21 protein-coding genes, 1 pseudogene and 1 other annotated feature are annotated in these 25,385 nt (G+C 50.1%); of the genes and pseudogenes, 14 read left to right on the forward strand and 8 right to left on the reverse strand.

Translation table 11 applies throughout. The features are described from left to right. Nucleotides 1-3 precede the first annotated feature (3 nt). The 4 genes from pstC to ASG81_RS28515 form a co-directional block, all read right to left on the reverse strand. Nucleotides 4-966: a phosphate ABC transporter permease subunit PstC gene (gene pstC, locus ASG81_RS28495; RefSeq protein WP_056642847.1), complete on the reverse strand. Its 963-nt coding sequence runs from the start codon at nucleotides 964-966 to the stop codon at nucleotides 4-6. A gap of 174 nt (nucleotides 967-1,140) precedes the next feature. Beyond that, the gene (locus tag ASG81_RS28500) at nucleotides 1,141-2,004 is read right to left on the reverse strand and encodes a phosphate ABC transporter substrate-binding protein (protein WP_056642850.1); all 864 of its coding nucleotides are present in this window, start codon (nucleotides 2,002-2,004) and stop codon (nucleotides 1,141-1,143) included. A 19-nt stretch (nucleotides 2,005-2,023) separates the two neighbouring features. Further along, nucleotides 2,024-3,424: a stalk domain-containing protein gene (locus ASG81_RS28505; protein WP_056642853.1), complete on the reverse strand. Its 1,401-nt coding sequence runs from the start codon at nucleotides 3,422-3,424 to the stop codon at nucleotides 2,024-2,026. 532 nt (nucleotides 3,425-3,956) lie between these two features. Continuing rightward, complete coding sequence (locus ASG81_RS28515) at nucleotides 3,957-4,646, reverse strand: class I SAM-dependent methyltransferase (protein ID WP_056642859.1); 690 nt, start codon at nucleotides 4,644-4,646, stop codon at nucleotides 3,957-3,959. Between the two features lie 248 nt (nucleotides 4,647-4,894). Beyond that, nucleotides 4,895-5,131: a binding site (T-box leader), on the forward strand. A 51-nt stretch (nucleotides 5,132-5,182) separates the two neighbouring features. Here ASG81_RS28515 and ASG81_RS28520 point away from each other — a divergent pair. The 13 genes and pseudogenes from ASG81_RS28520 to ASG81_RS28580 all read left to right on the forward strand — a co-directional run bounded on the left by ASG81_RS28520 (nucleotide 5,183) and on the right by ASG81_RS28580 (nucleotide 20,370). Next, a complete protein-coding gene (locus ASG81_RS28520; RefSeq protein ID WP_056642862.1) occupies nucleotides 5,183-6,367 on the forward strand; it encodes an aminotransferase class I/II-fold pyridoxal phosphate-dependent enzyme in 1,185 nt (394 codons plus the stop codon). 308 nt (nucleotides 6,368-6,675) lie between these two features. Next, nucleotides 6,676-7,514, forward strand: a pseudogene (locus ASG81_RS33360) (glycoside hydrolase family 32 protein); the annotation flags it as partial. Then, nucleotides 7,506-8,069 carry a GH32 C-terminal domain-containing protein gene (locus ASG81_RS33365; RefSeq protein WP_442952976.1) on the forward strand — a complete coding sequence of 188 codons (564 nt, stop codon included), beginning with the start codon at nucleotides 7,506-7,508 and terminating at the stop codon, nucleotides 8,067-8,069. The pseudogene ASG81_RS33360 and the gene ASG81_RS33365, both read left to right, overlap by 9 nt. Nucleotides 8,070-8,237: 168 nt before the next feature. Further along, the gene (locus ASG81_RS28535) at nucleotides 8,238-8,564 is read left to right on the forward strand and encodes a Dabb family protein (RefSeq protein WP_056642871.1); all 327 of its coding nucleotides are present in this window, start codon (nucleotides 8,238-8,240) and stop codon (nucleotides 8,562-8,564) included. A gap of 86 nt (nucleotides 8,565-8,650) precedes the next feature. Beyond that, a complete protein-coding gene (locus ASG81_RS28540; protein WP_056642874.1) occupies nucleotides 8,651-9,319 on the forward strand; it encodes a bifunctional 2-keto-4-hydroxyglutarate aldolase/2-keto-3-deoxy-6-phosphogluconate aldolase in 669 nt (222 codons plus the stop codon). A gap of 113 nt (nucleotides 9,320-9,432) precedes the next feature. Then, on the forward strand, nucleotides 9,433-10,308 hold the full coding sequence (locus ASG81_RS28545; protein ID WP_056642884.1) for a glycoside hydrolase family 43 protein: 876 nt from the start codon (nucleotides 9,433-9,435) through the stop codon (nucleotides 10,306-10,308). Nucleotides 10,309-10,491: 183 nt separating this feature from the next. Beyond that, nucleotides 10,492-11,877 carry a class II fumarate hydratase gene (fumC, locus tag ASG81_RS28550; protein WP_056642886.1) on the forward strand — a complete coding sequence of 462 codons (1,386 nt, stop codon included), beginning with the start codon at nucleotides 10,492-10,494 and terminating at the stop codon, nucleotides 11,875-11,877. A gap of 169 nt (nucleotides 11,878-12,046) precedes the next feature. Further along, complete coding sequence (locus tag ASG81_RS28555; RefSeq protein WP_056642889.1) at nucleotides 12,047-13,978, forward strand: ABC-F family ATP-binding cassette domain-containing protein; 1,932 nt, start codon at nucleotides 12,047-12,049, stop codon at nucleotides 13,976-13,978. A 64-nt stretch (nucleotides 13,979-14,042) separates the two neighbouring features. Further along, nucleotides 14,043-14,675: a fumarylacetoacetate hydrolase family protein gene (locus ASG81_RS28560; protein ID WP_056642892.1), complete on the forward strand. Its 633-nt coding sequence runs from the start codon at nucleotides 14,043-14,045 to the stop codon at nucleotides 14,673-14,675. Nucleotides 14,676-14,815: 140 nt separating this feature from the next. Continuing rightward, nucleotides 14,816-15,523, forward strand: coding sequence for a response regulator transcription factor (locus ASG81_RS28565; protein WP_056642894.1), 708 nt, complete (start codon nucleotides 14,816-14,818; stop codon nucleotides 15,521-15,523). Then, nucleotides 15,520-16,830, forward strand: coding sequence for a sensor histidine kinase (locus tag ASG81_RS28570; RefSeq protein WP_056642897.1), 1,311 nt, complete (start codon nucleotides 15,520-15,522; stop codon nucleotides 16,828-16,830). The genes ASG81_RS28565 and ASG81_RS28570 overlap by 4 nt, the downstream gene beginning before the upstream one ends. Before the next feature lie 70 nt (nucleotides 16,831-16,900). Further along, nucleotides 16,901-17,611: an ABC transporter ATP-binding protein gene (locus ASG81_RS28575; protein WP_235549073.1), complete on the forward strand. Its 711-nt coding sequence runs from the start codon at nucleotides 16,901-16,903 to the stop codon at nucleotides 17,609-17,611. Beyond that, nucleotides 17,608-20,370: an ABC transporter permease gene (locus tag ASG81_RS28580; protein ID WP_056642903.1), complete on the forward strand. Its 2,763-nt coding sequence runs from the start codon at nucleotides 17,608-17,610 to the stop codon at nucleotides 20,368-20,370. Before ASG81_RS28575 ends, ASG81_RS28580 begins: the two co-directional genes overlap by 4 nt. An 85-nt stretch (nucleotides 20,371-20,455) precedes the next feature. Here ASG81_RS28580 and ASG81_RS28585 read toward each other — a convergent pair whose 3' ends face one another. Beyond that, entirely contained in the window at nucleotides 20,456-20,917 is a 462-nt protein-coding gene (locus ASG81_RS28585) for a Dps family protein (protein WP_056642906.1), read from the reverse strand. Between the two features lie 431 nt (nucleotides 20,918-21,348). Here ASG81_RS28585 and ASG81_RS30470 point away from each other — a divergent pair, with 431 nt between their 5' ends. Then, nucleotides 21,349-21,537 (forward strand): carbohydrate-binding module family 20 domain-containing protein, encoded by a 189-nt coding sequence (locus ASG81_RS30470; RefSeq protein WP_081417644.1) that lies wholly within the window; start codon nucleotides 21,349-21,351, stop codon nucleotides 21,535-21,537. A gap of 94 nt (nucleotides 21,538-21,631) precedes the next feature. Here ASG81_RS30470 and ASG81_RS28595 read toward each other — a convergent pair whose 3' ends face one another. The 3 genes from ASG81_RS28595 to ASG81_RS28605 all read right to left on the reverse strand — a co-directional run bounded on the left by ASG81_RS28595 (nucleotide 21,632) and on the right by ASG81_RS28605 (nucleotide 25,019). Continuing rightward, nucleotides 21,632-21,901: a hypothetical protein gene (locus tag ASG81_RS28595; protein WP_056642912.1), complete on the reverse strand. Its 270-nt coding sequence runs from the start codon at nucleotides 21,899-21,901 to the stop codon at nucleotides 21,632-21,634. Nucleotides 21,902-22,039: 138 nt separating this feature from the next. Then, nucleotides 22,040-23,986 carry a glycoside hydrolase family 15 protein gene (locus tag ASG81_RS28600; protein WP_056642915.1) on the reverse strand — a complete coding sequence of 649 codons (1,947 nt, stop codon included), beginning with the start codon at nucleotides 23,984-23,986 and terminating at the stop codon, nucleotides 22,040-22,042. A 4-nt stretch (nucleotides 23,987-23,990) separates the two neighbouring features. Beyond that, a complete protein-coding gene (locus ASG81_RS28605; RefSeq protein ID WP_056642918.1) occupies nucleotides 23,991-25,019 on the reverse strand; it encodes a LacI family DNA-binding transcriptional regulator in 1,029 nt (342 codons plus the stop codon). Between the last annotated feature and the right edge of the window lie 366 nt (nucleotides 25,020-25,385).

The following is a 25,385-nucleotide window of genomic DNA, read 5'->3' on the forward strand; positions in this document are numbered from 1 at the left end:
GCTTCATGCTTGTGCACCCTTTCTTTGAAGCCAGCGAATGGCAATGATCATAATTAATGAAATGACGAGGAGCAGGAAGCCCATCAAATAAAGCGCGTAATTCCAGGTCGAGTCAAAAGGAACGTTCGAAATTTGCATAACGATGTTGCTTGTGAGTACGGAAGTAGGCTTGAGCAGGCTGTCGGCCAGCTGCGGCGTATTGCCGATTACCATAACGACGGCCATCGTTTCGCCGATCGCGCGAGCCATACCGAGAATGACAGCGTACATGATACCGCTTTTGGCCGATGGAAGCTGCACTCTCCATACCGTTTGAAAGCGGGTGGCGCCAAGCGCGAAGGATGCGTCGCTGAATTTGGACGGAACTGCGCTGATCGCATCATCGCTTATGCGGCTTACGGTAGGCAATACCATGATCGTAAGCACGAGCGCTGCGGCGAGCAGACCGTCGCCCATGCCGCTTCCGGTGACATTTCGAAGCAAAGGAATAAGCACGGTTAAGCCAAGGTAGCCATAGACGACGGAAGGAATGCCGACGAGCAGGTCCAGCACCGGACGCAGCATATTTTTAAGCCAAGGCGGTACGAAAACGGACAGAAACACAGCTATGATTAAGGAAACCGGTACACAGATAAGCAGCGTTAACGCGGTCAAGGCAAAGGTGCCGAATAGGAAAATAAGCGTGCCGTACTGTTCATTCTCGGGATTCCATTCCGCGGATAAGAAGAAGTCTGCCAGTGAAATATGGCTGAACGTCAAAATGCCGGTACGGAACATGAGCAGCAGAATGAGTAAGAGGATGAGGCAAACAAAGCCGGCAGCGGCGATGCAGATGTAACGAAAGAGACGATTCGTAAAAAACAGGCGAGATCTCCGGTCAAACGGCTTGCTGCTGCCTGCCAAAATAGCTTTGCCGAGCTCGGCAGAGAATCTCGGCTGCCGAGCGGTATGAGTGGATTCCAACATAATAATAGGCTCCTCCAAGCGAAATCGGCTGATGCCGGCCTTTTTGCAGCTAAGCTCGTTTCGCGGTGAAATATAAATGGCTATCGTAATTGAACATATCTGTGCTATTGCAGGAAAGAACGGCCGGCTTAGGCGCTCATTAGCGCAAGCCGACCGCTCTACTTTGAAACTAATCTATTTAATTGCCGAGATAGGAATAAATTTAAGCTTTTTCAAAGATCCGTTCTGGAACTTTGTGCTCTGTACGAATTTAATGAATTCCTTCGTTGCGCCAGTCGGTTGGCCTTTAGTCATGTAGTAGCCGTAGCCCCAAACTTTGTATTTGCCGTTAATAACGTTAGCTTCAGTTGGCGCGACATCGTTGATTTTCACAGCCGTCATTTTGTCCGTTACGTAAGCAAGATCCATGTAACCGATGGCATTAGGGGTAGTTTCAATTGCCGACTTCATGTCGCCGCTTGTTTTTACTTCCTTGTAGTTATCCCCTTTGGTCATAAAGCTAGTACCGTCAAGCGCTTTGTCCTGGAAGTTAACGCGAGTTCCGGAACCGAAAGTACGATTAACAACGATGATCTCAGCATCATTGCCGCCAACCTCTTTCCAGTTTTTAATCTTGCCGGAGAAGATGCCTTGCAGTTCCTTTGTCGTCAGGTTTGTTGCCGTTACGTTCTTGTTCACAACCGCTGCGAAAGGAATAATCGCGACTTTATGAGCGACTTGGCCATCGAATTTTTTGAAGCCAGGCACGTCCTTCGATGCATCCCAGTCTACGGCTCCGATGTTAGCGATGCCTTTGCGAACGGCTTGCGGGCCTGTAACGGAACCGGCAGCGGACGCAGAAATTTTTACTTTAGGGTTCAGCTTTTTGAATTCATTAGCCGCTTGAAGCGTTAACGGCAGCAGGGCAGAGGATCCATTAATGACGATTTTGCCGCTTAGTTTGCTAGCTGCGTCAGCGGTAGGTGTGGAAGCAGGAACAGAGCTGAACCCGATTACAGCGATAAGCGCTGCGATTGTTAATTGTTTAAACCATTTCATTAGAAAAGACCTCCATTAATTAGTTAGTAATGTTTTTCCATTTGCCGTTAGTAAGTACAGTAAGCTGTCCATCAATAAGTGCCGCGATATCCGAATTTCCTGATACGATCAGTTCCGATACACTGTCAGACACGGTTTGCACAAGCTTGCTCGTACCTGTCACGCTATCGATTTCATAGATCGCGTTCGTGCTGCTGCCATCAGCTGTGAGCAGATAGAGCTTGCTTCCGCCTTGAACGAGCTGATAAACGTCTTTGTCAGCGAACTGCGGCGTTTTTGCCTTACCCGTATTGTCGACTGTAACCAGCTGTCCGATGCTCGCATCGTCTGCGCTTACGCTGACGTAGCTAACCTTGGAGCCATCTGCCGCTAAATGCAGGAACACCTTGTCCGCCGTATCCTTTGTAAGCTGTACGGACTTATTGTCGGCAGCAGCCGTGTTATAGAAGAAGATTTGCGGCTCAGTGCCGGTTGCATCGATAGCTACATCATCAAGCTCGACGTCCTTGCTGCTGTCCGCCGTTACTTTCGGCTGTTTGAATACGTAGAAAGCAACTTTTGTACCGTCTGCGGATACCTCGAGGTTCGCCTTGTAGTCAACCTTGTCTTCGAGCAGCTTGGACACTTTGCCGTCAGCTAGAGAAAGCTTCGCGATTACAGAGCTTTTGTCGCCTTGCAGGAAGAAGAGGGACGAGCCGTCTTCCGACCATTGCAGCTCATTTTTGATCGAGCTGTCTGTGCTTACTTGCATCGATTTTTTTGTGCTCAGATCAATCGTGAACACGGCACCGTTCGCATCGGAGTAAGTGACGCTCTTACCATCAGGTGACAGGACAAGCTCGGACGCGCCTGTGGAAGTCAGCAATAGCTCGTACTTTCCGGAAGCGGCATGAACCAAGTAATCCTCGCGGCCCTCGCCTGCAGAGTTCGATACAAGAAGCTGGGACGAGTTAACCCATACGGCATGCTCGGCGCCTGCAAGCAGCTGAACCGTCGAAATCGTGTCTTTGTCATAGGTACCGCCAAGCGCTTTAATGAAAGCAGCTGGTTCGATGAAGGTCGAGTAGGCTACCTCTTTAGCCTGATGCTTAAGGGAAGAAGAGACGCCGTTGACTGTAATTGTTTTTGAAGAAGCTTTCAGCTTCAGCGTGTTGCCTTCAAGCTTCACGACTACAGTGTGGTCACGGTTAATGTGAAGCGAAGCGCCAATCGCATTAGTCAAGTCGCGTACGGAGGCCAGCATGACGCCGTCATCGATAATCGTGCGAATCGAAACCGGGTTTGCGTTTACGAGAAAAGTTGCACGATTAATTTGTACAGCGTGCTGGCCTGCTGCCGTTTGTGCGAATACCGGAGTGACTGCTGCTGCGCTTATTGCTGCTGTGATCATCGAGATTGCCATTGCTTTTTTCATTTGCATGGAATAAGGTCACCTTTCTCAAATGGGCATTTTTTTATAAACCGAGTGTCCGACAGCCGTGGTCGGTATGTATAGTTGTCTTGATCCCTCCCAGGCAGCGTTAGTTCGGAACATTACATATGTAAACCATTGATTGCCACATGATCATATCAATCATTTATCATCCCATTATTTATAAATTGTATGGAATTTGTAAAAGATAGAGGAATAAGAACCAAATTCATATACTTTACGATGCAGGATAAATTACTCCCTGAATAGGAGAAAAGCCGCATTTCCTGCAGTTCTTCGGTTTTCTCGTACATATGGGACCGCGTAATCGTGAGAACGACGCAGCGCATAAGGATCATGCTGCTCCGGAGCCGGAAACGAACGCTTAATAAGTATCAAAAAGAAAAGCAGCTAATCAGGCTTTGCCGGAGCCGGATTTGCTGCTTTATTTATTTTGATGAATATCCATTTTTTGAACGAGCATTCCGGGTAATAATCGGATTTAATTCCGCTGTATCGTCTGCTGGCTTAGAGTGATGGATTAAGAGGACGCTCCGTTCTTAAAAGCGGCAAACACGGCAAAGCTATAATGCTTGTATACGCAATCCGAATCGGCAAAGCCGGCCTCGCGAAGCCATTTCAGCTGATCCTGCACGCTGGCATTGATGTCGACCTTCCGGCGCTCAATGGACGCTTCGATCGCTTCGCTGGATAAACCGCTTTGCCGAATTGCAGCTTTCCACTGCGTCATGTAATAATCATCCCAATATGGCGTCGTACCTGCGGCCTGATCGGCGTTAACGAAGCAGCCGCCGTCGACTAACAGCTCATGGATGGTACGCAGCAGCGCTCGTTTGGCAGGATGCGTCAGGTGATGAATGGACAGGGAAGAGATGACGGCATCGTATTTTTCCGTATAGGGATAGCTCGAATAATCTGCCGCTATATAGCGGACGGCGGGGTCATTGCCGAAGCGGGAGCGCGCTTCCTTCAGCATTTCTTCGCTCAGATCGATTAGGGTGAGAGCGGCGCCCGGATATTTGCTGCGTACGAAGGAGGAAAAAAGGCCGGTTCCTGCTCCTAAGTCTAAAATGCGGGGAGCAGCGCTCAAGACGTTTACGGAGCCTGCTGCCATGCCGTAAAAGTCATCAAAGCAGGGTATGAGCTGACGGCGCTGACGGTCGTAATTTGGCGCGGCCGCATCGAACTGTTGCTTTACAATATCACTCATAGAAATGCCTCCTCGAACAGATGATGGAATAGCCGCTCTGATATGCTTCCGTATGAAGTTAAGTTGTATATTACAGCGGCTTGCTTCATAAAGGAAATATATAAAACAAATAAACTTTATTGATACAGACTATTACGAAATGGCTTTTAATGGCTGAAAAATACATATTGCGTTTCCCGGTTTTTGGTGTTACCATTGGGAAAAACTTTACGATTATCGTTGATTTGATATGACAAGCTAAATAGCTTTTACATTCGATGACGAGAAAGAGTACGTAACGGGCCTGATCGAACAGAGAGTTGGGGCAGCTGAAAACCAACGTTCGGGCGCTTGCGGAAAGCCATCTCCGAGAAGCAGGCTGAACGAGAGTAAGCTCTGCCGCATTTCCAGCGTTAACGGGAACATGTATTGATGGATACATGAGCGGAGTGTCGCGCTTTGGCGTGAAACTAGGGTGGTAACACGGGTGGAGACTCGTCCCTTTATAGGGATGGGTCTCTTTTTTGTTTTCTCAATTCATTTTAGGAGGAACGAGAATGAAAACATGGTCTATGAGTGAGCTAATCTCGCCGATGGTGCAGCAAATTCCGCCTTCGGGCATTCGCAAGTTTTTCAGCATGGCGGAAGGAAATAAAGACATTATATCGCTCGGCGTCGGGGAGCCTGATTTCGTAACGCCGGAGCGGGTTAGGGCTGCCTGCGTGCGGGCATTGGAGCTCGGAAGAACATCTTATACGCCAAACGCGGGGCTTCTGGAGCTTAGAGAAGAGATCGCCAGCTATTTATATAATGGCTTTCAAGTGAAATACGAGCCTGCGAATGAAATAATCGTTACGGTAGGAGGCAGCGAGGCGATTGATCTTGCGCTGCGGGCATTAATTGCGCCAGGCGATGAAATCGTTGTGCACGTTCCCAATTATATTGCGTACTCGCCGATTGCGCAGCTGAACGGCGGAAAGGTCGTCCAGGTCGAAACGTATGCGAAGGATCATTTTAAGCTGACGGCTGAGGCTTTGAAGGCTGCGCTTACGTCCTGCTCTAAGGTGCTTATTATTAACTATCCGAACAATCCGACAGGCGGCATCATGACGTATGAAGATTGGCTGCCGATCCTTAAGGTCGTGGAAGAGCATAACCTTATCGTCATATCGGATGAGATTTATGCGGAGCTCACCTACGATGAGAAGCATGTGAGCTTTGCCTCGCTGCCGGGGATGAAGGAGAGAACGCTGCTTATCAGCGGATTTTCCAAAGCGTTTGCGATGACAGGCTGGAGAATCGGCTATGCTTGCGGCAATCATGAGCTGATTGCCGCGATGCTGAAAATTCATCAATATACCGTGATGTGCGCTCCGATCATTGGTCAAGTCGCGGCGATTGAATCATTGCGGAACGGCTTAGAGGATAAGGACATGATGATCGAGTCGTATGCTCAGCGCAGGCGGATGTTTGTGAAGGGCTTGAGGGAAATCGGCCTGCCCTGCCACGAGCCGCGGGGGGCGTTTTACGCATTTCCGTCAATTGCGCATACGGGACTCGATTCAGACGCTTTTGCGCAAAAGCTGTTGATGGATGCAGGGGTGGCTGCCGTTCCGGGACATGTTTTTGGCCTTGGCGGGGAAGGGTTCATCCGCTGCTCCTACGCATCCTCCGTACCCAGGCTCACCGAAGCGCTGGATCGTATCGACCGCTGCTTGAGGGCTTCCGGCCTTTCAGGGTAATTTAGGGTTATCGCCCATAAAAAACAAATTTTCAATATATGGTCCGAGTGTCATGAGTACTAACGGTTCATTTACGGATATATCCATTTCAATAAGGAAACATGATCCTTATGAATAAGATTCTGAAACGGATTCATAAGGAAGGACTGAAGCTGTTGAATTTGGAGTTCTGAATATTTCCTGTGATCCTTATGGCCTTTATCGTAACGATCATTACGGCAATCCCGGCTGCTCATGCAAGAGAAACCCGGCCTGAGTACAATGAACCTTACCGTCCTCAGTTTCACTTTACCCCCATCCAAAATTGGATGAGTGACCCAAACGGATTGGTGTACTTTAAGGGGGAGTATCATCTTTTTTACCAGTATATCCGTACGGAAATACGTGGGGGAATTTGAGCTGGGGACATGCGGTAAGCAAGGATCTGGTGCATTGGAAGCATTTGCCTGTGGCCTTGGAGCCCGATCGGCTGGGACAGATTTGGTCCGGCACCGCGGTAGTGGATGAGCATAATACGAGCGGCTTTTTCAAGGGGAAATCAGCCGGAATGGTGGCGGTCTATACAAGCGCCGGAGAAACTCAGCAGCAAAGTATCGCATACAGCGCGGACAATGGCCGAACTTGGATGAAATACGGGGGAAATCCCGTCCTGCCGAATCCGGGGATCAAAGATTTTCGCGATCCGAAAGTTTTTTGGCACGACAAAACGCAAAGATGGACGATGCTTGTTGCCGCAGGCGATAAAGTGATGTTCTATGCTTCTTACGATCTAAAGACCTGGACCTATTTAAGCGAATTCGGTATGCAGGAGGGTGCTCACGGCGGGGTTTGGGAAGTTCCGGATTTGTTTGAACTTCCTGTAGACGGCGATCCTTCTCATACCAAATGGGTATTGAAGGTAGACATAAGTCCTGGCGAAAGGAATGAAGGATACCGGGGGCAATATTTTATCGGCCGGTTCGACGGGACGAAATTTGTCAATGACAATCCACCCGAAAAAGTGTTGTGGATCGAGCACGGGAAAGATTTCTATGTTCCCTTGTCATGGAATCATTTGCCCGGACGTCGCGTCTGGCTCGCCTGGATGAATAACTGGCAGTATGCGGATCAGACCCCAACTTCTCCATGGAGGGGAACGATGTCTATTCCTCGCGAGGTCGCTTTAAAAACGGTACCTCAGCAGGGGATCAGGCTGGTGCAGGCTCCCATTTATGAGCTGAAGCAGCTTCGAATGCCTGTGAAAAAGTGGGAAACGCCGGAAACGATCACTCCGGGATCCAATCTGCTCGCCGGGTTTCAAGACGATACCTATGAAATTGAAGCCGAATTCGAAATGGGCTCAGCTACGGAATTCGGTTTTAAAGTGCGAAAAGGTGCGCATGAAGAAACAATTGTCGGATACGATGCAGCCGCATCGCAAATGTTCGTAAACCGGACAAAGTCGGGAAATACGCAATTTAGTCCGTTTTTCACGGGCGAGTTCCGGGCTCCTTTGACCCCCGTCCGCAACCGGATCAAGCTGCATTTGTTCGTTGACCGTTCATCCGTGGAAGTATTCGGAAATGATGGCGAGCAGGTGATTACGAGCCTGATTTTTCCTTCACCTGAAAGCCGGGATGTCGAGCTTTACGCCAAAAACGAGAATGTTAAACTGATCGCCTTGAATATCTATCATTTAAAGAGTGCGTGGAGGGACGAATGAACGGACTCTGAAAACGGCATTCTGCGGTTGAATGTACAAATATATTTCAGCTTAAAGCTCACCTCTACAATAAGGAGAGCTTTTTTCGTTCATCACAGTAACAATCCGCTGCTAATTATGTTATTTTTTAATGGAATGATATGAATTCATATAGAAGAGGGAGCGAATATGATGTCGGCGCAATCGAAAGATTGGATTTTGCATTCGGTTATTTTTAGCTTGAAGCATGAGCGGGGTTCGGAGGCGGAGCGTCAATTTTTGGCGGATGGTAAGCGCATTCTTACATCTATTCCAACCGTAACGAACTTTCAAGTTTATAAGCAAGTCAGCGCAAAAAATGAGTTTCACCACGGCTTCTCCATGGAGTTTGCGAATCAAGCCGATTACGACGTGTATAACGAGCATCCGCTTCATGTGCAATTTGTGAATGAGCGATGGGTGATGGAAGTCGAAAATTTTCTTGAAATCGATTACGCGAAGCAGAACAACGATTGAAGATTTGTGCGAAACGGCATATAATAAGCGGTATAGATAGAACATTTTCGAACAAATATGAACAAAATGGGAAGAGGGACTAACGGATGAAAAAGCTTAAGGTGCTGCAGCAGCTGACGGATGCCGGCGTTGTGGCTGTACTGCGCGCAGACTCGCCAGAGGAAGTTGCGGAAATGTCGCGCCGCGCGATCAAAGGCGGAATCAAAGCGATTGAAATTACGATGACGGTACCCTTCGCGCTTCGCGCGATCGAACAATTATCGAAGGAATATTCAAGCTCCGTATCACCCGATGCGGATAACTTTGCCATTATCGGCGTAGGCACTGTGCTTGATCCGGAAACGGCGCGCGCAGCTATTTTGGCCGGGGCTGAATATGTCGTTTCTCCTGCTCTTAACCCGGATACAATCAAGCTTTGCAATCGATATGCGATTCCGGTTTTGCCGGGCACGATGACGATTCACGAAATTCAAACCGCATTAGAGCTTGGTGTTGATATCGTGAAGCTATTCCCGGGCAACCTGTACTCTCCGAGCGTGATTCCTTCTATCAAAGGACCGCTGCCTCAGGCAAACGTTATGCCGACCGGGGGCGTATCGCTCGACAATTTGAAGGATTGGATCAAGGCGGGCGCAGTAGCGGTCGGCATTGGCTCCGATCTGACGAAGGATGCCGTGAAAACCGGCGACTTCTCGCTTATTGAGAAAAAGGCGGCTGCCTATATCGCAGCTTACCGCGAAGCGAAAGGGCTTTAGCATGAAACCCTGATGGAGGGGAATAGCCTCTGTCAGGGTTTTTTTAAGGATTTTTTAAGGATATTAACTATTTTGCAAGCGTTCTTAAATGAGATGAGGGGGATTTTCAGCCAATGATTAAACGTGAACAAATCCGAATTCGTGATCCATATATATTTGTAGATGAGCAAGCGAAATGTTATTACCTTTACGGGACAACCGATCATAATGTATGGTCTGGTCCGGGGACAGGCTTCGATACGTACCGGAGCACGGATCTGGAACAATGGGACGGACCTTACCCTGCCTTCAGACCGGAGCCGGGCTTTTGGGCGGATCATCACTTCTGGGCGCCTGAGGTGTATTTTTATAAAGACAGTTACTATATGTTCGCCTCCTTTAAGTCGGACGACAAGCGCCGGGCGACGCAAATTTTAAAAGCAGACAGCCCGCTTGGTCCCTTTAAGCCGCATGGCAGCAAGCCGATTACGCCAGCCGATTGGGAATGTCTTGACGGAACGCTGCATATCGAAGAGGACGGAACGCCGTGGATGGTATTTTGCCATGAGTGGGTACAAGTAAAGGATGGAAAAATGTGCGCGGTTCCGTTGAACCCAGACCTCAGCGAAGCTGGAGGGGAGCCGGTTACGCTCTTCTCCGCTTCGGAAGCGCCTTGGGCCGCAGCTGGCGGGGACGAGAAAGAGGTATACGTAACAGACGGTCCATTCCTGTTCAGAAATCAGGAGGGCGAGCTGCTCATGCTGTGGTCAAGCGGCTCGAAGAACGGCTATGCAATCGGGATTGCGCGTTCGGAGACCGGTAAAGTCGCAGGGCCGTGGAAGCAGGATAAGGAGACGCTGTTCCCTGAGGAAGGCGGACATGGGATGCTGTTCCGATCGCTGGAGGGGCGGCTTATGCTGGCGATGCATGCGCCAAACAATCAGCCGGACGAGCGGGCCGTTTTCATTGAGGTAGAAGAGAAGGACGGTACGCTGCGGAGAAAGGCTTAACGGACGCTTGTCCGTTATAGCCGGATATGGAGAGCGGAATAAATTATCGCTGCCGATTTATGCATCATTGCTTGATTCTGGGCGGGAATAGCGTTATAACAGAAACAGGGTCATGAAGAGACAATCAAGAACAATCAAGGTTATGAAGAGACAAACCAATTGATTAAAGGAGTCGTTCAATTAATGGATTATCGGATTGAGAAGGACACGATGGGTGAAATTCAAGTTCCTGCAGACAAGCTGTGGGGAGCGCAAACGCAACGAAGCCTGCAAAACTTTAAAATCAGCGGCGAGCGCATGCCGATAGAAGTCGTATATGCAATGGCTTATATCAAAAAAGCAGCAGCGCAAGCCAACGAGAAGCTCGGCGTTTTGGATGCGGCTAAATCTGCGATCATCGGCGAAGCGGTAGACGAGATCGTTGCCGGCAAATGGGATGACCACTTCCCGCTCGTCGTATGGCAAACGGGCAGCGGTACGCAAACGAACATGAACGTTAACGAGGTCATCGCAAACCGGGCGAACAGCTTGCTTGCTGAACGCGGAAGCGATGTGCGCATCCACCCGAACGATGATGTCAACCGCTCGCAAAGCTCGAACGATACTTTCCCGGCAGCCATGCACATCGCAGGCGTTATCGCGCTTGAGGATCGTTTGCTTCCGTCGCTTGACCTGCTTAACGGTACGCTTCGCGCGAAAGCGGAGAAGTTCAACGATATCGTAAAAATCGGCCGTACACATCTTCAAGACGCTACGCCAATTACGCTCGGTCAAGAAATTAGCGGTTGGTACTCTATGCTGGACAGAACGCGCGCCATGCTTGTTCAAAGCGTGGAAACGATGCGCGACCTGGCGCTTGGCGGTACAGCGGTTGGTACAGGCCTTAACGCTCATCCTGACTTTGCAGTTGCGGTAGCGGAGGAAGTAACGTCGCTTACGGGCAAAACCTTCGTGACGGCAGAGAACAAATTCCATTCGCTGACAAGCCATGATCAAATCGTGTACACGCATGGCGCGGTAAAAGCGCTTGCGGCTGATTTGATGAAAATCGCCAACGACGTAAGATGGCTGGCAAGCGGTCCGCGCTGCGGCATCGGCGAAATTTCGATTCCGGAGAATGAGCCGGGCAGCTCGATCATGCCGGGTAAAGTAAATCCGACGCAAAGCGAAGCTTTGACGATGGCGGTATGCCAAGTCATCGGTAATGACACAGCCATTTCAATGGCGGCGAGCCAAGGCAACTTTGAGCTCAACGTGTTCAAGCCAGTAATCATTTATAACTTCCTGCAATCGATCGCGCTGCTTGCTGACGGCATGGTATCGTTCAATGACAATTGTGCGGTCGGCATTGAGCCGAACGAAGCGGCAATCAAGCGCAATCTTGATCAATCGCTCATGCTCGTTACGGCGCTTAACCCGCATATCGGCTACGAGAATGCGGCTGCGATTGCGAAAAATGCACACAAAAAAGGACTTACGCTGAAGGAGTCGGCTATCGCGAGCGGCTTGCTGACGTCCGAGCAGTTCGACGAGTTTGTCCGTCCGGAGAACATGATCGGAAAACATTAATCAACAGATGAAGCATACAAAGGGCCGGCGCCTGTCATGTCATGACGTAGCGCCGGTCCTTTTTTCTGCTTTTCAAGACATGCGTATGCTCACAAGTGCTGCGAATTTTATGGTATGATACGAGAGGCTGCCTATGCAGCTATACTATTCGAAAAAGTAGGTTTTCCTTATGCATTTATTGTCTGTAGAACATATAACAAAGAGCTATGGCGAGAAGCTGTTGTTCGAAAATGTAACATTCGGCGTAGAGGATGGCGATAAAATCGGCATCATAGGCGTGAACGGTACGGGGAAGTCGACCTTCCTTAAGGTTATTGCCGGCTTGGAGCCGGCCGACTCAGGCACCATATCGATCGGCAACCGGGTAACCGTAAGAATGCTGGCGCAGGATCCGGCGTTCGCTCCGGACGAAACAGCGCTGGAGCATGTGCTTGGCGGAGATTCGCCGCAGCTGAGAGCCGTCCAGGCTTATGCGTCGGCAATGGCAGCGATTGAATTGAAGCCGAGCGACGAAGCGCTGCAGGAGCAGCTGATCAAGGCGAATCAGCTTATGGATGAGCTGGATGCGTGGCAGCTGGAGAGCGACGCTAAGATGGCGCTATCCAAGCTCGGCATTCATGATTTTGAGGCGAAGGTTGAGACGTTTTCGGGCGGTCAGCGCAAGCGGGTCGCCATGGCGGCGGCGCTCTTGCTTCCGTCCGATGTGCTTATTCTCGATGAGCCTACGAACCATATCGATAATGATTCGGTAGCCTGGCTGGAAGGCATGCTGCAAAAGCGCAGAGGCGCGCTTCTCATGATTACGCATGACCGCTATTTCCTGGATCGTGTCAGTAATCGTGTAATCGAGCTTGATAAGGGCCAAGCCCATTTCTATCAAGCGAACTACAGCCGGTTTCTTGAGCTGAAGCTGGAACGGGAAGAACGTGAAGCGGCAACGGAGTCGAAGCGGCAGAACCTGCTGCGTAATGAGCTCGCTTGGATTAGGCGCGGCGCAAAGGCGAGAACGACGAAGCAAAAGGCGCGTATCGACCGGTTCGAGGCGCTGAAGACGGATGCGCCGAAGCAAGCGGGCGGCAAGATGGACGTGTCGGTTGCGTCAACCAGACTGGGACGGAAAATCGTTGAGATCGAAGAGGTGACGAAACGGTTCGGCGATCGGACGCTTATTCGTGATTTTAGCTATATCGCTGTTCCTGAGGACCGGGTCGGAATCGTTGGACGCAACGGAAGCGGGAAGTCAACGCTGCTGAAGCTCATAACCGGACAATTGCTGCCGGATGAAGGAACGGTCGAGCTGGGCGCTACCGTTAAGCTGGGATGGTTCTCGCAGGAGCATGAGGATATGGACCAATCGCTGCGCGTCATTGAATACATTCGCGAGGGCGCCGAGCAGGTGAAGACGGCGGACGGTTCGACGATTTCGGCAGGTCAAATGCTGGAGCGCTTCTTGTTCTCGCCGACGATGCAGTGGACCCCGATATCGAAGCTGTCCGGCGGCGAGAAGCGCCGTCTGCAGCTATTGCGCGTGTTAATGAACGCGCCGAATGTGCTGCTGCTGGATGAGCCGACAAATGACTTGGATATATCGACCTTGACGGTGCTGGAGGATTATTTGGACGATTTTCCGGGCGTCGTGTTCGTCGTCTCTCATGACCGCTACTTCTTAGACCGTACGGTTGATAAAATCGTCGCATTCGAAGGTGACGGCGTCATTACTCATCACACGGGCAACTATTCGGACTATCAGGCTTTTGTCGAGAAGCAGGGAGCCGCGGCGCCAGCTGCATCGAAGCCGAAGCCGGCAGAAATTGCCGATTCAAGCAGCGCGGCTGAGCCCGCGAAAGCGGCGGGCAAAGAGCGCGCGCTCAAAATGTCCTACAAGGAGCAAAAGGACTTCGAGCAAATCGATGGCTGGATCGCGGATGCGGAAACGGAAATTAACGGGATTGCAGTGCGCATGGAGGAGGCAAGCAGCGACTCCGCGCGGCTGCAGGAGCTAATGGCGAAGCAGCAGCAGCTTGAAGAGAAGCTGGAGCAGCTGATGGACCGCTGGGCGGAGCTGAATGAACTGGCAGAGCGGATCGCGGCTCAGAAGTAAGATGGAGACCGTTAATAGCAAGAACAATTAATAGGATAAAACAAGCTGGAAGGCGGGATTGTTTATGAGCGCTAACGGGATTCGCAATATTTATTGTATTGGCCGCAACTACCGGCTTCACGCTTTGGAGCTCGGTAACGAGGTGGCTGAGAAGCCGCTCGTATTCACGAAGCCGTCTCACGCCGTTGTTCCGATGAACGGAAATGTCGTCGAGCTGCCGGGAAATGCGGGCGAGGTGCATTTTGAGCTGGAAATCGTGCTGAGAATCGGCCGGGCTTATGAGCCGGGCATCGATACGGAGCAATGCATCGACGGCATGGCGCTTGGCCTTGACTTAACGCTTCGCGACGTCCAGTCCAAGCTGAAGGCGAAGGGGCTGCCATGGCTTGCCGCCAAAGGTTTTAAAGGCTCTGCCCCGCTGGGCGAATGGCTGCCTTATCCGGGCGCGGCGGCGCTTGCGGAGTACGAATTCGTGCTTTTGCGGAACGGAGAAGAAGCGCAGCGCGGACAGGCAAGCGACATGCTGTTCCATGTATCTGAGCTTATCAGGTATGTAGGAGAGCACTACGGACTTGGCGCAGGCGACATTCTGTATACGGGAACGCCGGCAGGTGTAGCTGCTTTGCGGGACGGCGATCAGCTGCAAGCGCTATGGGCGGGAAATAAGGTTGGCAGCTGCAGCGTGAAGCTTATTTAAGATAAGCCGTTAGTGCTTGGCTTTGCTGCTAAGGCAACGTTTTTTATGGAAATAGCACGAAAGGTTTGGCAGCTGCAGTTCTTCCCTACTTGGAAGAACTGTTTTTTTATGTAACAATTTACTTATGGGAGAGTGAGTGGATGTTGAAAATCGTATGGATCGAGGATGAGCAACAGCTGCTTCGGGAATGTGCTGATTTTTTGAGTAAGGAATCGGTGGAAGTGCATGGCGCTTCTACTTTATCCGAAGCGGAGCTGCTCATTTCACAGGTGCATCCGGATCTGCTGCTGGTCGATTGGATGCTTCCCGGCGGAGCGAGCGGAATAGAGATTTGCAAGCGGAATGAGCGGGATTGGCAGCTGCCCTTCATTATGGTGACGGCGAAGGGCGATGAATTCGACAAGGTGCTGGCGCTGGAGCTTGGCGCGGATGATTATTTGACGAAGCCGTTCGGGCTGCGGGAATTAAGCGCGCGGATAAAAGCGGTTATGCGCAGAGCGAACAAGCCGGAGGAAGCGGGACAGCCTTCGCAGAACGAATCGGTTATTCATAGAGGACCGCTCATGCTCGATCAGCTGCGCTTCGCGGCTGTGCTGGATGAGCGTAGACTTGACCTGACCCGTACGGAATTTTTGCTGCTGTGGAAGCTGGCGGCGTATCCGGGGAGGGTATTCACACGCACGCATTTGATGGATAAGGCGCTTGGCGACGGATTTCTGGGCTATGAGCGAACGCTGGATTCCCATATTCGCAACTTGCGGCGCAAGCTGGAGGCCGGGGATGAGAAGCTGGAGCTTATTCAAACCGTATACGGAGTTGGCTATCGCTTTACGGAGGAAATCAAGTGAGTAACGGAATTGGAGCGAGAAATCGGAGAGGCAGGCTTGGGTTAGCCGGAACAAGCGTTGCTGCGGCTGTGCTGACTCTTATTTGTTCGTTATGGCTTATGCAAAGCATAGATCGGGAAGAGCAAGTTAAGACAGAGTTGTTTTGGAACGGATATGCCAAATTATTTTACGAGAAAACGGGAAGCTGGGCTGGCCTTGAGGAGCGTCTTCAATCCGACCGGTTTATGGTCGCAGAGGATAAGACGTTTGCGCTCGCGGTTTATGGCCTTGATGGGACCGCCAAAATAGCCGGGCTGGGAAACAAAATAAACAGCGGTCGCGAGACCCGGAAAATAGCGGTTCTCTCGAACGGTGCGATTGTCGGCTATACGCAAGTCGGTCATGCGGTGCAGAATTTCATAAGTGCAAGGGTTATGCTGCCGCCGTTGGTGTCAGCGGTGCTTATATACATAGGCGGAGCATGGATGATGCGCCGTTCGCAGCGTGCCTCGGAGCAGACGGAGCGCCGCATTGCTGCAGCGATTGGGGAGCAGACAGCCTTAATGGATAATAGCAGGGCGATTGGCGGCGTCAATATACATAACGCTTTGGATCAGGTAGGCGGGCTTGCGAGGAGGGTCAAACGATTGGAGACCGTGCGGCGGACTATGGTAGCGGATATAGCCCACGAGCTTCGTACGCCAATCGCGGTGATGCGAACGCAGCTGGATCATGCCATACAGAAAGGGCAGCCGCTTCCGTTAGAGAGAACGGTATCGCTTCATGACGAGACGCTCCGTCTTACGAAGCTTGTGCGCGACCTGCAGGAGCTGTCGCTCGCTGAATCGGGTCATTTGCCGCTGAGCAAAAGCTGGTTTTCATTAACGGAACTGGCTGCGGCCGTGGCTGAGACGCTTGTCGTCGGTACGGAGGAACAAGCGATTCAGACAAGCATGGATATGGACCTTGACATTCGCATCTATGCAGATGAAATTCGTATAAGGCAAATCATTATAAACCTGATCGGCAATGCGATGCAGCATGCACGCCAAAAGCTTCGGGTAGAGGTTCGTTTAACCGGAGGGCAAGCGGAGCTCGAGATTGCCGATGACGGCTTAGGGATTGAGGAAGAGGAGCTTGCCTATGTATTTGACCGCTTTTATAGAGGAGGGGGTCAGTCAGATGCAGGCAAGCGCGGATCAGGTCTTGGTCTTGGACTTGCGATTGCGAAGCAATTCGCGCTCGCGCATGGCGGGAAGCTAAGCGTATCAAGCCATTATGGCAAAGGCGCCGCGTTTACGCTGAGTCTGCCTATTATAGAAGGCTAACCAACTGCACAAGTTCTGCATATTTGCTCCATCATGAATGCATATGGATTTGCTAGAGTTAAGGCATTCAATGGAACAAGAGGTGAAGATAGACGGGATGATTACGGTAAAAGGCTTAACGAAGACGTACGGCAAGGGAGAAGCGGCAGCAAGGGCGCTCCGCGACGTTTCATTTACGATTAATCAAGGTGAGATGGTCTCGATAACGGGGCCTTCCGGCTGCGGTAAAACGACATTGCTGCATATTTTGGCGGGAATCGAGTCCAGCGACAGCGGCGAGATTTGGATTGGTGGCGCGCCTATCCATACATGGGATGACAAAAGGATAGCGAAGCTGCGTCTTGCGAGAATGGGGTTCATTTTTCAAGCCTACCACCTTGTACCCGTATTGAACGCATGGGAAAATACGGCGCTGCCGCTAATCGCCTCGGGTATTCCCGCCAGCAAGGCGAAAGAGAGGGCTCTTGAAGCGCTGAAGGAGGTTGGGCTTGCTGAAAAGGCTAGTCAATATCCAGGTACTCTGTCAGGCGGGCAAAATCAGCGGGTTGCGATTGCCCGCGCGATAGTAGGAAGACCGGATATCATTTGGGCGGATGAACCGACAGGCGCGCTGGATACGGACTCGGCTGAGCAAATTATCGGCATGCTGGAAATGCTGAATCGTCATCACGGAACGACCATCGTAATCGTCACCCATGATCCTCGGATAGCTAACCGGACATCGTACGCAATCCGTTTGCAAAATGGCCGGGTCATTCATGATGGAGGCGGTTCCTTATGATGATGTCAAGCGTTGTATGGCGAATGGCGCTTGGCCATTTGAAGAAACAATGGAAGCAGACGCTGGTTACGATTGTGGCGGGAGCCATCGGAGCGATGCTGATCGCGGTCAGCGCGGTAAACTATGAATCAGTTAAGCGCAGCGGGGAAGAGTGGATCGAGTCGCATCTTGGACCAATCAACTGGAAGCTGACGCCGGAGAAATTTGATTCCAGCGGCTTTTCAGCGAAGGAAACCGCGTTTCTTATGGATTACACCCGCACGGCAAATAACGGCTTTAAGCTGCTGCCTTACGTGAAGACGGAAGCTGTCGTTGTTGCCAAAAATGCGAATACGGACGAGGAGACAGCCCTGAAGAATATGCTGTTTATCGGGTTTTCCAGGGAGGAGGCTGCCCGTTTTGATCCGGCAGGCGCTGAGCTGTGGAAGGATGGCTTGGCTGATGATGAGCTTATTATTAACCGCGAAACAGCCAGATTGCTGCAGGTTGATACCGGAGATACGCTGTCTGCTGCTGCTTCGAACGGGGATAAGCTGTTTCGGATTCGTAAAGTGACGGAGCAGCGGGGGCTGACAGGCTACCTTGAATCCGGTGCGTTCACCGGTACGATTATCGGCACCGAGCGTACCGTTCGGGAGCTGTCCGGTCAGGCTGGAGACGGCTATGAAGCTATACTCGCCGGAGCCTTGGATCCGTCTGTGGATCTGCAGGGAATGTTTCTCATTCCAGACCATCCGTACAAAGTTCAGTATCTGAAGTATGATTTTAAGAGCAAGGTCGATAAGCTGAATCACTCTATGATTATCGGAATGATCAGTTTCGTAGCTGTCGTCTCCAGCATGCTGTTCATGCGCCAGGTTTTAGTGATGATCGGCGAATCGAGGCAGGAGATATACGGCATCCTGCGCGCAATCGGTCTCTCCCAAGGAAATATAGCGGCCATGTTTATCGTGGAAGCGATTCTGCTTTCCCTATTCAGTTCATTGCTCGGAACGCTGCTCGGAATTTCAGGCGGATATGGCCTTATTCATCTCTTTTACGGCGCTTATTCTGAAGAGCTGGCTCGAATGGCCGGTAGTCCTATAAAGATTCATCCTTATGTGTCGATAGGAACTGTGGCTGCTGTATTTGTAGCGATTCTATCGTTTCTTAGTGTGATTTCTATATTTGCTGCCCGTAAGGTAAGCCAATTCAAAATTGTTGAAGCGCTGCGGGGCCCTTCGGACGGTGAAGGAGAAGGAAAGAAGAAAAACAAAAAACGAATGGTAATTCGAATGCTGCGGATTGGCGGCTTATCGGCCACTTGTATCCATCTTATGTTTGCATTCGCTTGGCCGCCGGAATTAAACGGTGAAAATATGCTGATCATTGCATCAACCTGGCTCATAGCCTGCTGTACCGTGCTTGCTGCTGCTTTAGCCGCATTAGGCAAACTCGATGCTCCTCTTCAGAAGCTTTTTCGGCTTGTCGGCGTGCCTCCGGTATCGCTGATGCTTGCCATTAAATATCCTCGCCGGTATAGAGGGAGAACCTATACGGCAGCGCTTATGTTCGCGCTTGTCATGATGGCCATCACTTTTATGGTTTGCTTGATGCAGGTCATTCTCGCAAACGTGAATGTTGATCGGACGAACCAAACCGTTTTTGGCTTTGGCGGCTATGCTTCGTACCGTACGGCCGAAGAGAAGGCAAAAATCGAGGCAGCCGCTGCCGACGATCCCTTTATCAGGGAGCATATAAAGGGGACGATGTTCGCAGAGCCCTACATGCTTAACATGGTAGAACGCGGCCTAGCACAAGCGGCTGTTCCGGTTACCGGGGAGCTGCTGCAGCATAATAGCATAACATTACTCGCCAGATCACCAGCATTTTCAAGTGATGAAGCCGCTTGGAAAGCTGTATTTAATGACCCTAAATATATTATTTTACCTCATTTTTATATGATAGAGGACCCGCTGTTTCCTGAAGCTATAACGCTTGTGAAGGCGGGGGATATCATTACGCTTCCTGTTTATGAGAATAAACTTAGAACAAATCAGGAAGCATGGGAGCCTGTTGCGCAGCGTACGTTCACCGTCGCCGGATTTGTACCGAATGATGCGGCCACCCTATTGATGGACTTTTACGGAGCTACCTTTATGCACAAAACCGTAGTAGAGGAGCTTCGCCCTCTTGGCTATAAATGGGCCGCTCAAAACGACCTTGGATTTGTTTTATTCCAATTTGACTATAAGGACATAAATCTGGCGCAAACGCTTGAGGAGAGGTTCGCCATTCAAGGAGTACTGACCTTTAACGTGCCTTACTTGAAAAATTCAGCGGAGCAATTAATGAGCAAGCAGCTCGGTTACGGCTTCGTAGGCTTTACCGTGATTTCGGCCTGCATTGGATTGATGGGGCTTGCGATCATTCAGTTCAGAGCGGTGCGCGAGCGGAGCAAGCAGATTGGGATGATGCGCTGCATGGGACTGCCCGGCAAACATATTTATTGGATGTTTTTTATCGAAGGCTTCGTCATAAGCGCGATCGGCTTGTTGGTCGGCTTTGCAATCGGTTCGAGCGGGGGGCGTATATTCGTGGAAAGTACCCGGAAGGACATACGCGTATTTGAAGAGCCGATTATTTATCATTACCCGTTTGACATTCTTCTGCCGATTATCGGCGGCTTGCTGCTTGCTTCTTTGTTAATTAATATCGCGCCTGCAAGGGCGGCGCTAAAGCTTAAGCCGGCGGATGCACTTAGAATGGGTAATGATTAGCGGTTTAGGAACGAGCGGGATAACGAGGGTGCCCCGGCAGCGATTTCCGCTTATGGGGCACCCTCGTTGCCGTAGCTTATGCAGCTTATTTGCCGTTAAAAGCGTTCAGCATCCACACATGCTTCTCGAGCGTTGTATGAATCGCAAGAAGCATATCTGCCGTTGTTTCATCGTCAGCCTTCTGTGCCGCTTCCATGCCTTCCTTCAGCTCTCCGATGATCGTCGTGAAATCCTCGATTAATTGATCGACCATCTGCGTGGCATCCTCTTTATTGGAAGCTTCTTGAATGCTCGAGGTTTTCAAATAATCCTTCATCGCTGCTATCGGTTGGCCCTTTACGGCCAGCAGACGCTCTGCAATCTCATCGACGTGAAGCGCAGCCTCCTCGTATAACTCTTGGAACTTAGCGTGCAAAGTGAAAAACTGGGAGCCCTTCACATACCAATGGTAATTGTGAAGCTTGATGTAAAGCACGCTCCAGTTGGCGATTTGGCGGTTTAAATGCTGTTGTACGGTTGTGGGTGTAGCTGCAGCTGTAGTAGTCATCGTAATCATCCTTTCAGGTGGTAGTCTGTGCTATTAACCGTTTTCAAATACGAAAAATGGCCGAGTTGCTTTTGAAACCTCAGTTAATTAGACTAATTACTTATTTATAATTATTACAAACTACAAGAGGTTTGTCAATATCATTACACCATCGTGCAGGAAATGAATTATGCATATAAGTTCAGCTTCATAAATAGGGAGCTTGTTTGCTGAATGCTCTCTGCTCACCTCATTCGAAGGACGAAGTGAGATTTCTGTTACAGTTCGGAAACTATAAATTCATTCGACTCGTGCTGCCAAAGTATAACGGGAAAAAGTGGTACTATATCATCCAATTCTACGTTACCGACTGAAATAGAGGAAAAGTTCGGCGTTATTCAGCTGTTTTGGATGCGTATGAGATCAATTCAACATAAATAAGACCAGAAGCGATGATGAATCCTAACTACCCGGTATGGTTCCTGCCGGTTAGTGTACCGAAAGGGACGACCTTCGAGTTCAAATTCATTAAGAAGGACAGCAGCGGCAATGTCGTCTGGGAAAGCGGAAGCAACCGCTCGTATACCTCTCCTTCGAGTTCTACGGGAACGGCAGATACCAGCGTATACAATTGGCAGTAACGGATTGATTTTGTTATGTATACGAAACAGCGGTTGATCATTGATGACAACCGCTGTTCGTATGGATGTTTATCAGCATGTGATTCAACGCTGTTCACCCTGTTATGCATCGGCCGTACCAGGCTCCAGAACGGGGCTGCGGCTGAGGTCCGACAGAACCAATGATTGCATTGATTTTATTCTGGGGAATGGTTATAAACAAAGTTTTTCCTGCGTGTCTTATTCTTAGTGTTAGCACAAATTGGTCAAAACATATAAGTGTTCCAGTGAAAGTACGAGCATTTGTTGTAATTCGGATTTTTTTGAGTAGTAGTTTTCTTAATAGATTGCCGTTAAATTTAAATTTCACTTTGGGATAGGCCATTTACTATTCCTCCTTTTTATCGCAATCGATTACAATATATGAGAAAATTGAACGAATTGTGTGGACAACTAAGCTTCAAAAAAAAACCGACGGTATCGGTTACCGTCGGCCAACAATTACTCAGCTAGAAGGATGAAATTACGCACGGCTTTCCGCTTCCGCAAGCATAAAGACGGTCAAAATAAACATCGCATGCGACCACGTAAGCGGGACAACCCATGCCGTTTCGCCTGTGTGTTTATCCACTTGCTCAGGGAGCAGGCCAGTCTCGGTGCGGTGATTGATCGCCCATTTCAGCAGCTGCTTCGCTTCGTCAACGCTTCCGGTTTGAATACGGTAGTGGGCGAGCCATAGCGTGGTGAGAATCCATGGATTGCCTCCAATATAGATGTCATCCTCATAGCGCTTAATACCTCCTACGCCCGGCACGGTCAATGCGGATTCCACAGCATCGGCTGTACGCCGCATATAGTCATGGTCCGCCGGAACGGCGCCGAAAGGAACGGCGATGCCGAGCAAGCTGATATCGATCACGGCATCGTGGTCAAGCGTATATTTTTTGTAGCCTTTTATGCTTTCAGCCACATACCCGGTCGCGCCGGCTGCGATAGCTTGCTCGTACTTGCTTGAAGGAACGGTAAGATTTACGCCGCGGTAGAAGCTTCCGATTTCCTCATTCCAGCAAAGCTCCTTAATCGCAGCTGAAATCCGCACGGCAGCAGCCGTCCACTCGGCTGCAAGCTCAGTTCTGCCAGCAAGCTTGGCAAAGCTGGCAGCAGCCGTCAAACCGCCGTATACAGCGGCAGAGGAGTAAGTATGCGATGCTTCGCGTTCTTCCCATAGATCGATGCTCGGCTTAGGCAAACCGGTTTCAGCATGCAGGAAGCTCATAAGGAAAGAAGCGCCCTTCTCGACAGCAGGCCATACCTGCTCAGCGAAGCGGCTGTCCTTGTTCTCTAAATAATGCTGCCACATTCCCCACAAAATCGATGCGCCTTCATCGATTTGAAGTCCCCAGGACGGAGCCAGGCTGCCATCGTGATAGTGGCGCTGCTGCCATGAGCCGTCAGGCGATTGCGCGGTAAGCGTCCATGCATAAAAACTGTCGGAAAGTGATCCAAGACCCGCTTTATCAAGCGCAGTCGTAATGAATGCGGCATCCCGGCCCCAACAGAACGAATATCCGCCGCAGCGGGCAAATTTTTCGTCGAATTCCGGAGCGGCAATAATACTGCCGGTTTGCTCGTCGGACATGAGCTTGAACATAAGCAGAGAGCGGTCGTATAAATCGGAAACTTCCGCATCCTCAAGCGGGCAAGGCGCTGCCGCTGCCAAAAACTCGTGCCAGTAAGCCATCGTTTCCGCGATCCATTCGGAGCTTGCTTTGCCTTTCGCAGTCCGCATTTGCTGCAATGCGCTCTGCTCATCATGCCCTGCTGTAAGATATACGGGAACCGTTATGGATGCACCTGCTGCAAGAGCATCAATATGCCATTTTAAAGCGCCGTCCGGCCTCATATCAATGTTGTTGCCGTTCAATTCGCCATGCTGAACAGAGTCCCAATGGAGTCCTGCGTGATATGCTGTGCACACGTTTGCACTCGAAAGCGCAAAATAGTACTTATGACGGAAATGAACCAAGGAATCGTCCGCAGCATTGAACAATGTCGTATTATACAGCTGATTTTCGCTGACGAGAAAGGAAGAATGAACGATAAACGAGAAGGAAACGGGCTGTTCGCCTACGTTCGTAAAAGTATATTCACGAACGATAACATCCTGCCCGGGAACGGCAAGATGCAAGCTTTCTACTTGAACCGGCTGCTGCCCGGAACGGGCGCTAACGCGGAAAATGTTGGTTTTTGCCACGTATTCTGCCTCATGCTTCCAGCCGTCTGCTTGTTCGTCAAACCAAGAAACGGGTGAGTGCGGTAGTTGAATGCCGGTGCGAATGGCATCCACATGCTGCGGCAAATCGATATTCGGCCACCACAGACGGTACATTTTACCTGTGCGGCCAAGCGATGCGAGAAAATTTGAATTGCCAATAATGGCATCTACGAGATACGGTTTTTTATTTGACATGCTGTTAACTCCTTTTAGTTACAGTTAGTATAGATGATTCGCGAACGATCAGCCTGTGCGGAATAATCATGCGGTTTTGATGCACGCTTCCTTCTTGAATGAAACGGATTAACATTTGCGAAGCGGTGTAGCCAAGCTGGTATGTTCCGATATCAATGGAGCTGATCGGGGGAGTGGCAAGCTCGGATAATGCAATGTTATTGAAGCTTACAATGCTTAGATCATCCGGTACTTTATAACCAAGCTCAGTCAGGCCGCGCAGTACGCCGAAGCCGACGACATCGTCAATGACGACTAAGCCGCTTGGTCTCTCGGGCAGGCTCATTATGAACGACATGGCGCGATAGCCGCTTTGCTGCAAAAACTCGCCCTCAACGATCCATTCCGGTCTTACCGGCAAGCCGGCTTCGCGCATGGCTCTGCGGTAACCTTCCATCCGGTCATGGGCAACGGTTAGTGAAGGCGGTCCGCTAACGAAGCCGATTCTTTCATGGCCTTGGAGAATTAAATGCTGCGTCGCGTCATATGCGGCGATCTCATTGTTATTGTCGACAGATAAAATATTAGGATGATCATCGGTGCGGCCAATTAATACGGTAGGGAACTCATGCTTGTTCAATAGATCGATCAAAGGGTCATTTACCCGGGAGGATAACAAAATAACGCCATCTACCCGTCGTCCAAATACGAGGCGGGATACCGTTTCGGTCTCATCGCTCGGCGAGGTGGCTGCCGTCAGCAGCATATCGTAACCCGCCCGCGTCGATTGCGTCAGTATTCCGCGCAGCAATTCTCCGAAGAAGAAATCCTGAAACAGCTCTTCGGCAGGACGGGGCAGCATAATCGCCAGCGTTTGAGTCGTCTTAGAGACAAGGCTTTTGGCCATTGCATTCGGATGGTAGCCCATTTCTTCCATAAACCGTTTAACCTTCTGCGTAGTAGCTTTACTGATTCGAGGGTGATTGGATACGACCCTGGAAACCGTTGAAGGAGATACCCCGGCAGCTTTTGCAATATCTTTAATGGTTACCATATTAATTTTAGCCCCCTGCTTGCGCAATCGTGTGCTGTATATGCTTCATCCTAATGCAACTGTTGTCTAAAAGTAAATATATATCTTAAGAAAGCGTTCCACAAATGTTATAAAACTGAATGAGAGAGAGAGAATCGGTGAAAATCGAAGATAACATCTTATTTCTTTCAAATATTGAACTGTGCAAACGTTTTAACAAATCCCACACTCTGTTGTATGATGAAATCACGAATAGAACGCTTTCAATTCCATTATGTTAGGTTGATAAACGTGTGAAACGATAAAAAATCCGATTACACGGCATTTTCCAGCTGTGCTTGTACAAACGTTTGCACAGGTTCTGATCTATGCTTTTTCATAAGCATG

This window comes from Paenibacillus sp. Soil522, from assembly GCF_001428245.1.
In the GTDB taxonomy this organism is placed as follows: Bacteria; Bacillota; Bacilli; order Paenibacillales; family Paenibacillaceae; genus Pristimantibacillus.

Excerpts from the sequence above, each read along its gene's own strand:
- ASG81_RS28520 (WP_056642862.1), top strand. The coding sequence starts at position 5,183 with ATGAAAACATGGTCTATGAGTGAGCTAATCTCGCCGATGGTGCAGCAA.
- ASG81_RS28600 (WP_056642915.1), bottom strand. The coding sequence starts at position 23,986 with ATGTCAAATAAAAAACCGTATCTCGTAGATGCCATTATTGGCAATTCA.
- ASG81_RS28540 (WP_056642874.1), top strand. The coding sequence starts at position 8,651 with ATGAAAAAGCTTAAGGTGCTGCAGCAGCTGACGGATGCCGGCGTTGTG.
- ASG81_RS30470 (WP_081417644.1), top strand. The coding sequence starts at position 21,349 with ATGATGAATCCTAACTACCCGGTATGGTTCCTGCCGGTTAGTGTACCG.
- ASG81_RS28555 (WP_056642889.1), top strand. The coding sequence starts at position 12,047 with ATGCATTTATTGTCTGTAGAACATATAACAAAGAGCTATGGCGAGAAG.
- ASG81_RS28605 (WP_056642918.1), bottom strand. The coding sequence starts at position 25,019 with ATGGTAACCATTAAAGATATTGCAAAAGCTGCCGGGGTATCTCCTTCA.
- ASG81_RS28515 (WP_056642859.1), bottom strand. The coding sequence starts at position 4,646 with ATGAGTGATATTGTAAAGCAACAGTTCGATGCGGCCGCGCCAAATTAC.
- fumC (WP_056642886.1), top strand. The coding sequence starts at position 10,492 with ATGGATTATCGGATTGAGAAGGACACGATGGGTGAAATTCAAGTTCCT.
- ASG81_RS28535 (WP_056642871.1), top strand. The coding sequence starts at position 8,238 with ATGATGTCGGCGCAATCGAAAGATTGGATTTTGCATTCGGTTATTTTT.
- ASG81_RS28580 (WP_056642903.1), top strand. The coding sequence starts at position 17,608 with ATGATGATGTCAAGCGTTGTATGGCGAATGGCGCTTGGCCATTTGAAG.
- ASG81_RS28585 (WP_056642906.1), bottom strand. The coding sequence starts at position 20,917 with ATGACTACTACAGCTGCAGCTACACCCACAACCGTACAACAGCATTTA.
- ASG81_RS33365 (WP_442952976.1), top strand. The coding sequence starts at position 7,506 with ATGTCTATTCCTCGCGAGGTCGCTTTAAAAACGGTACCTCAGCAGGGG.
- ASG81_RS28560 (WP_056642892.1), top strand. The coding sequence starts at position 14,043 with ATGAGCGCTAACGGGATTCGCAATATTTATTGTATTGGCCGCAACTAC.
- ASG81_RS28545 (WP_056642884.1), top strand. The coding sequence starts at position 9,433 with ATGATTAAACGTGAACAAATCCGAATTCGTGATCCATATATATTTGTA.
- pstC (WP_056642847.1), bottom strand. The coding sequence starts at position 966 with ATGTTGGAATCCACTCATACCGCTCGGCAGCCGAGATTCTCTGCCGAG.
- ASG81_RS28565 (WP_056642894.1), top strand. The coding sequence starts at position 14,816 with ATGTTGAAAATCGTATGGATCGAGGATGAGCAACAGCTGCTTCGGGAA.
- ASG81_RS28595 (WP_056642912.1), bottom strand. The coding sequence starts at position 21,901 with ATGGCCTATCCCAAAGTGAAATTTAAATTTAACGGCAATCTATTAAGA.
- ASG81_RS28575 (WP_235549073.1), top strand. The coding sequence starts at position 16,901 with ATGGAACAAGAGGTGAAGATAGACGGGATGATTACGGTAAAAGGCTTA.
- ASG81_RS28505 (WP_056642853.1), bottom strand. The coding sequence starts at position 3,424 with ATGCAAATGAAAAAAGCAATGGCAATCTCGATGATCACAGCAGCAATA.
- ASG81_RS28500 (WP_056642850.1), bottom strand. The coding sequence starts at position 2,004 with ATGAAATGGTTTAAACAATTAACAATCGCAGCGCTTATCGCTGTAATC.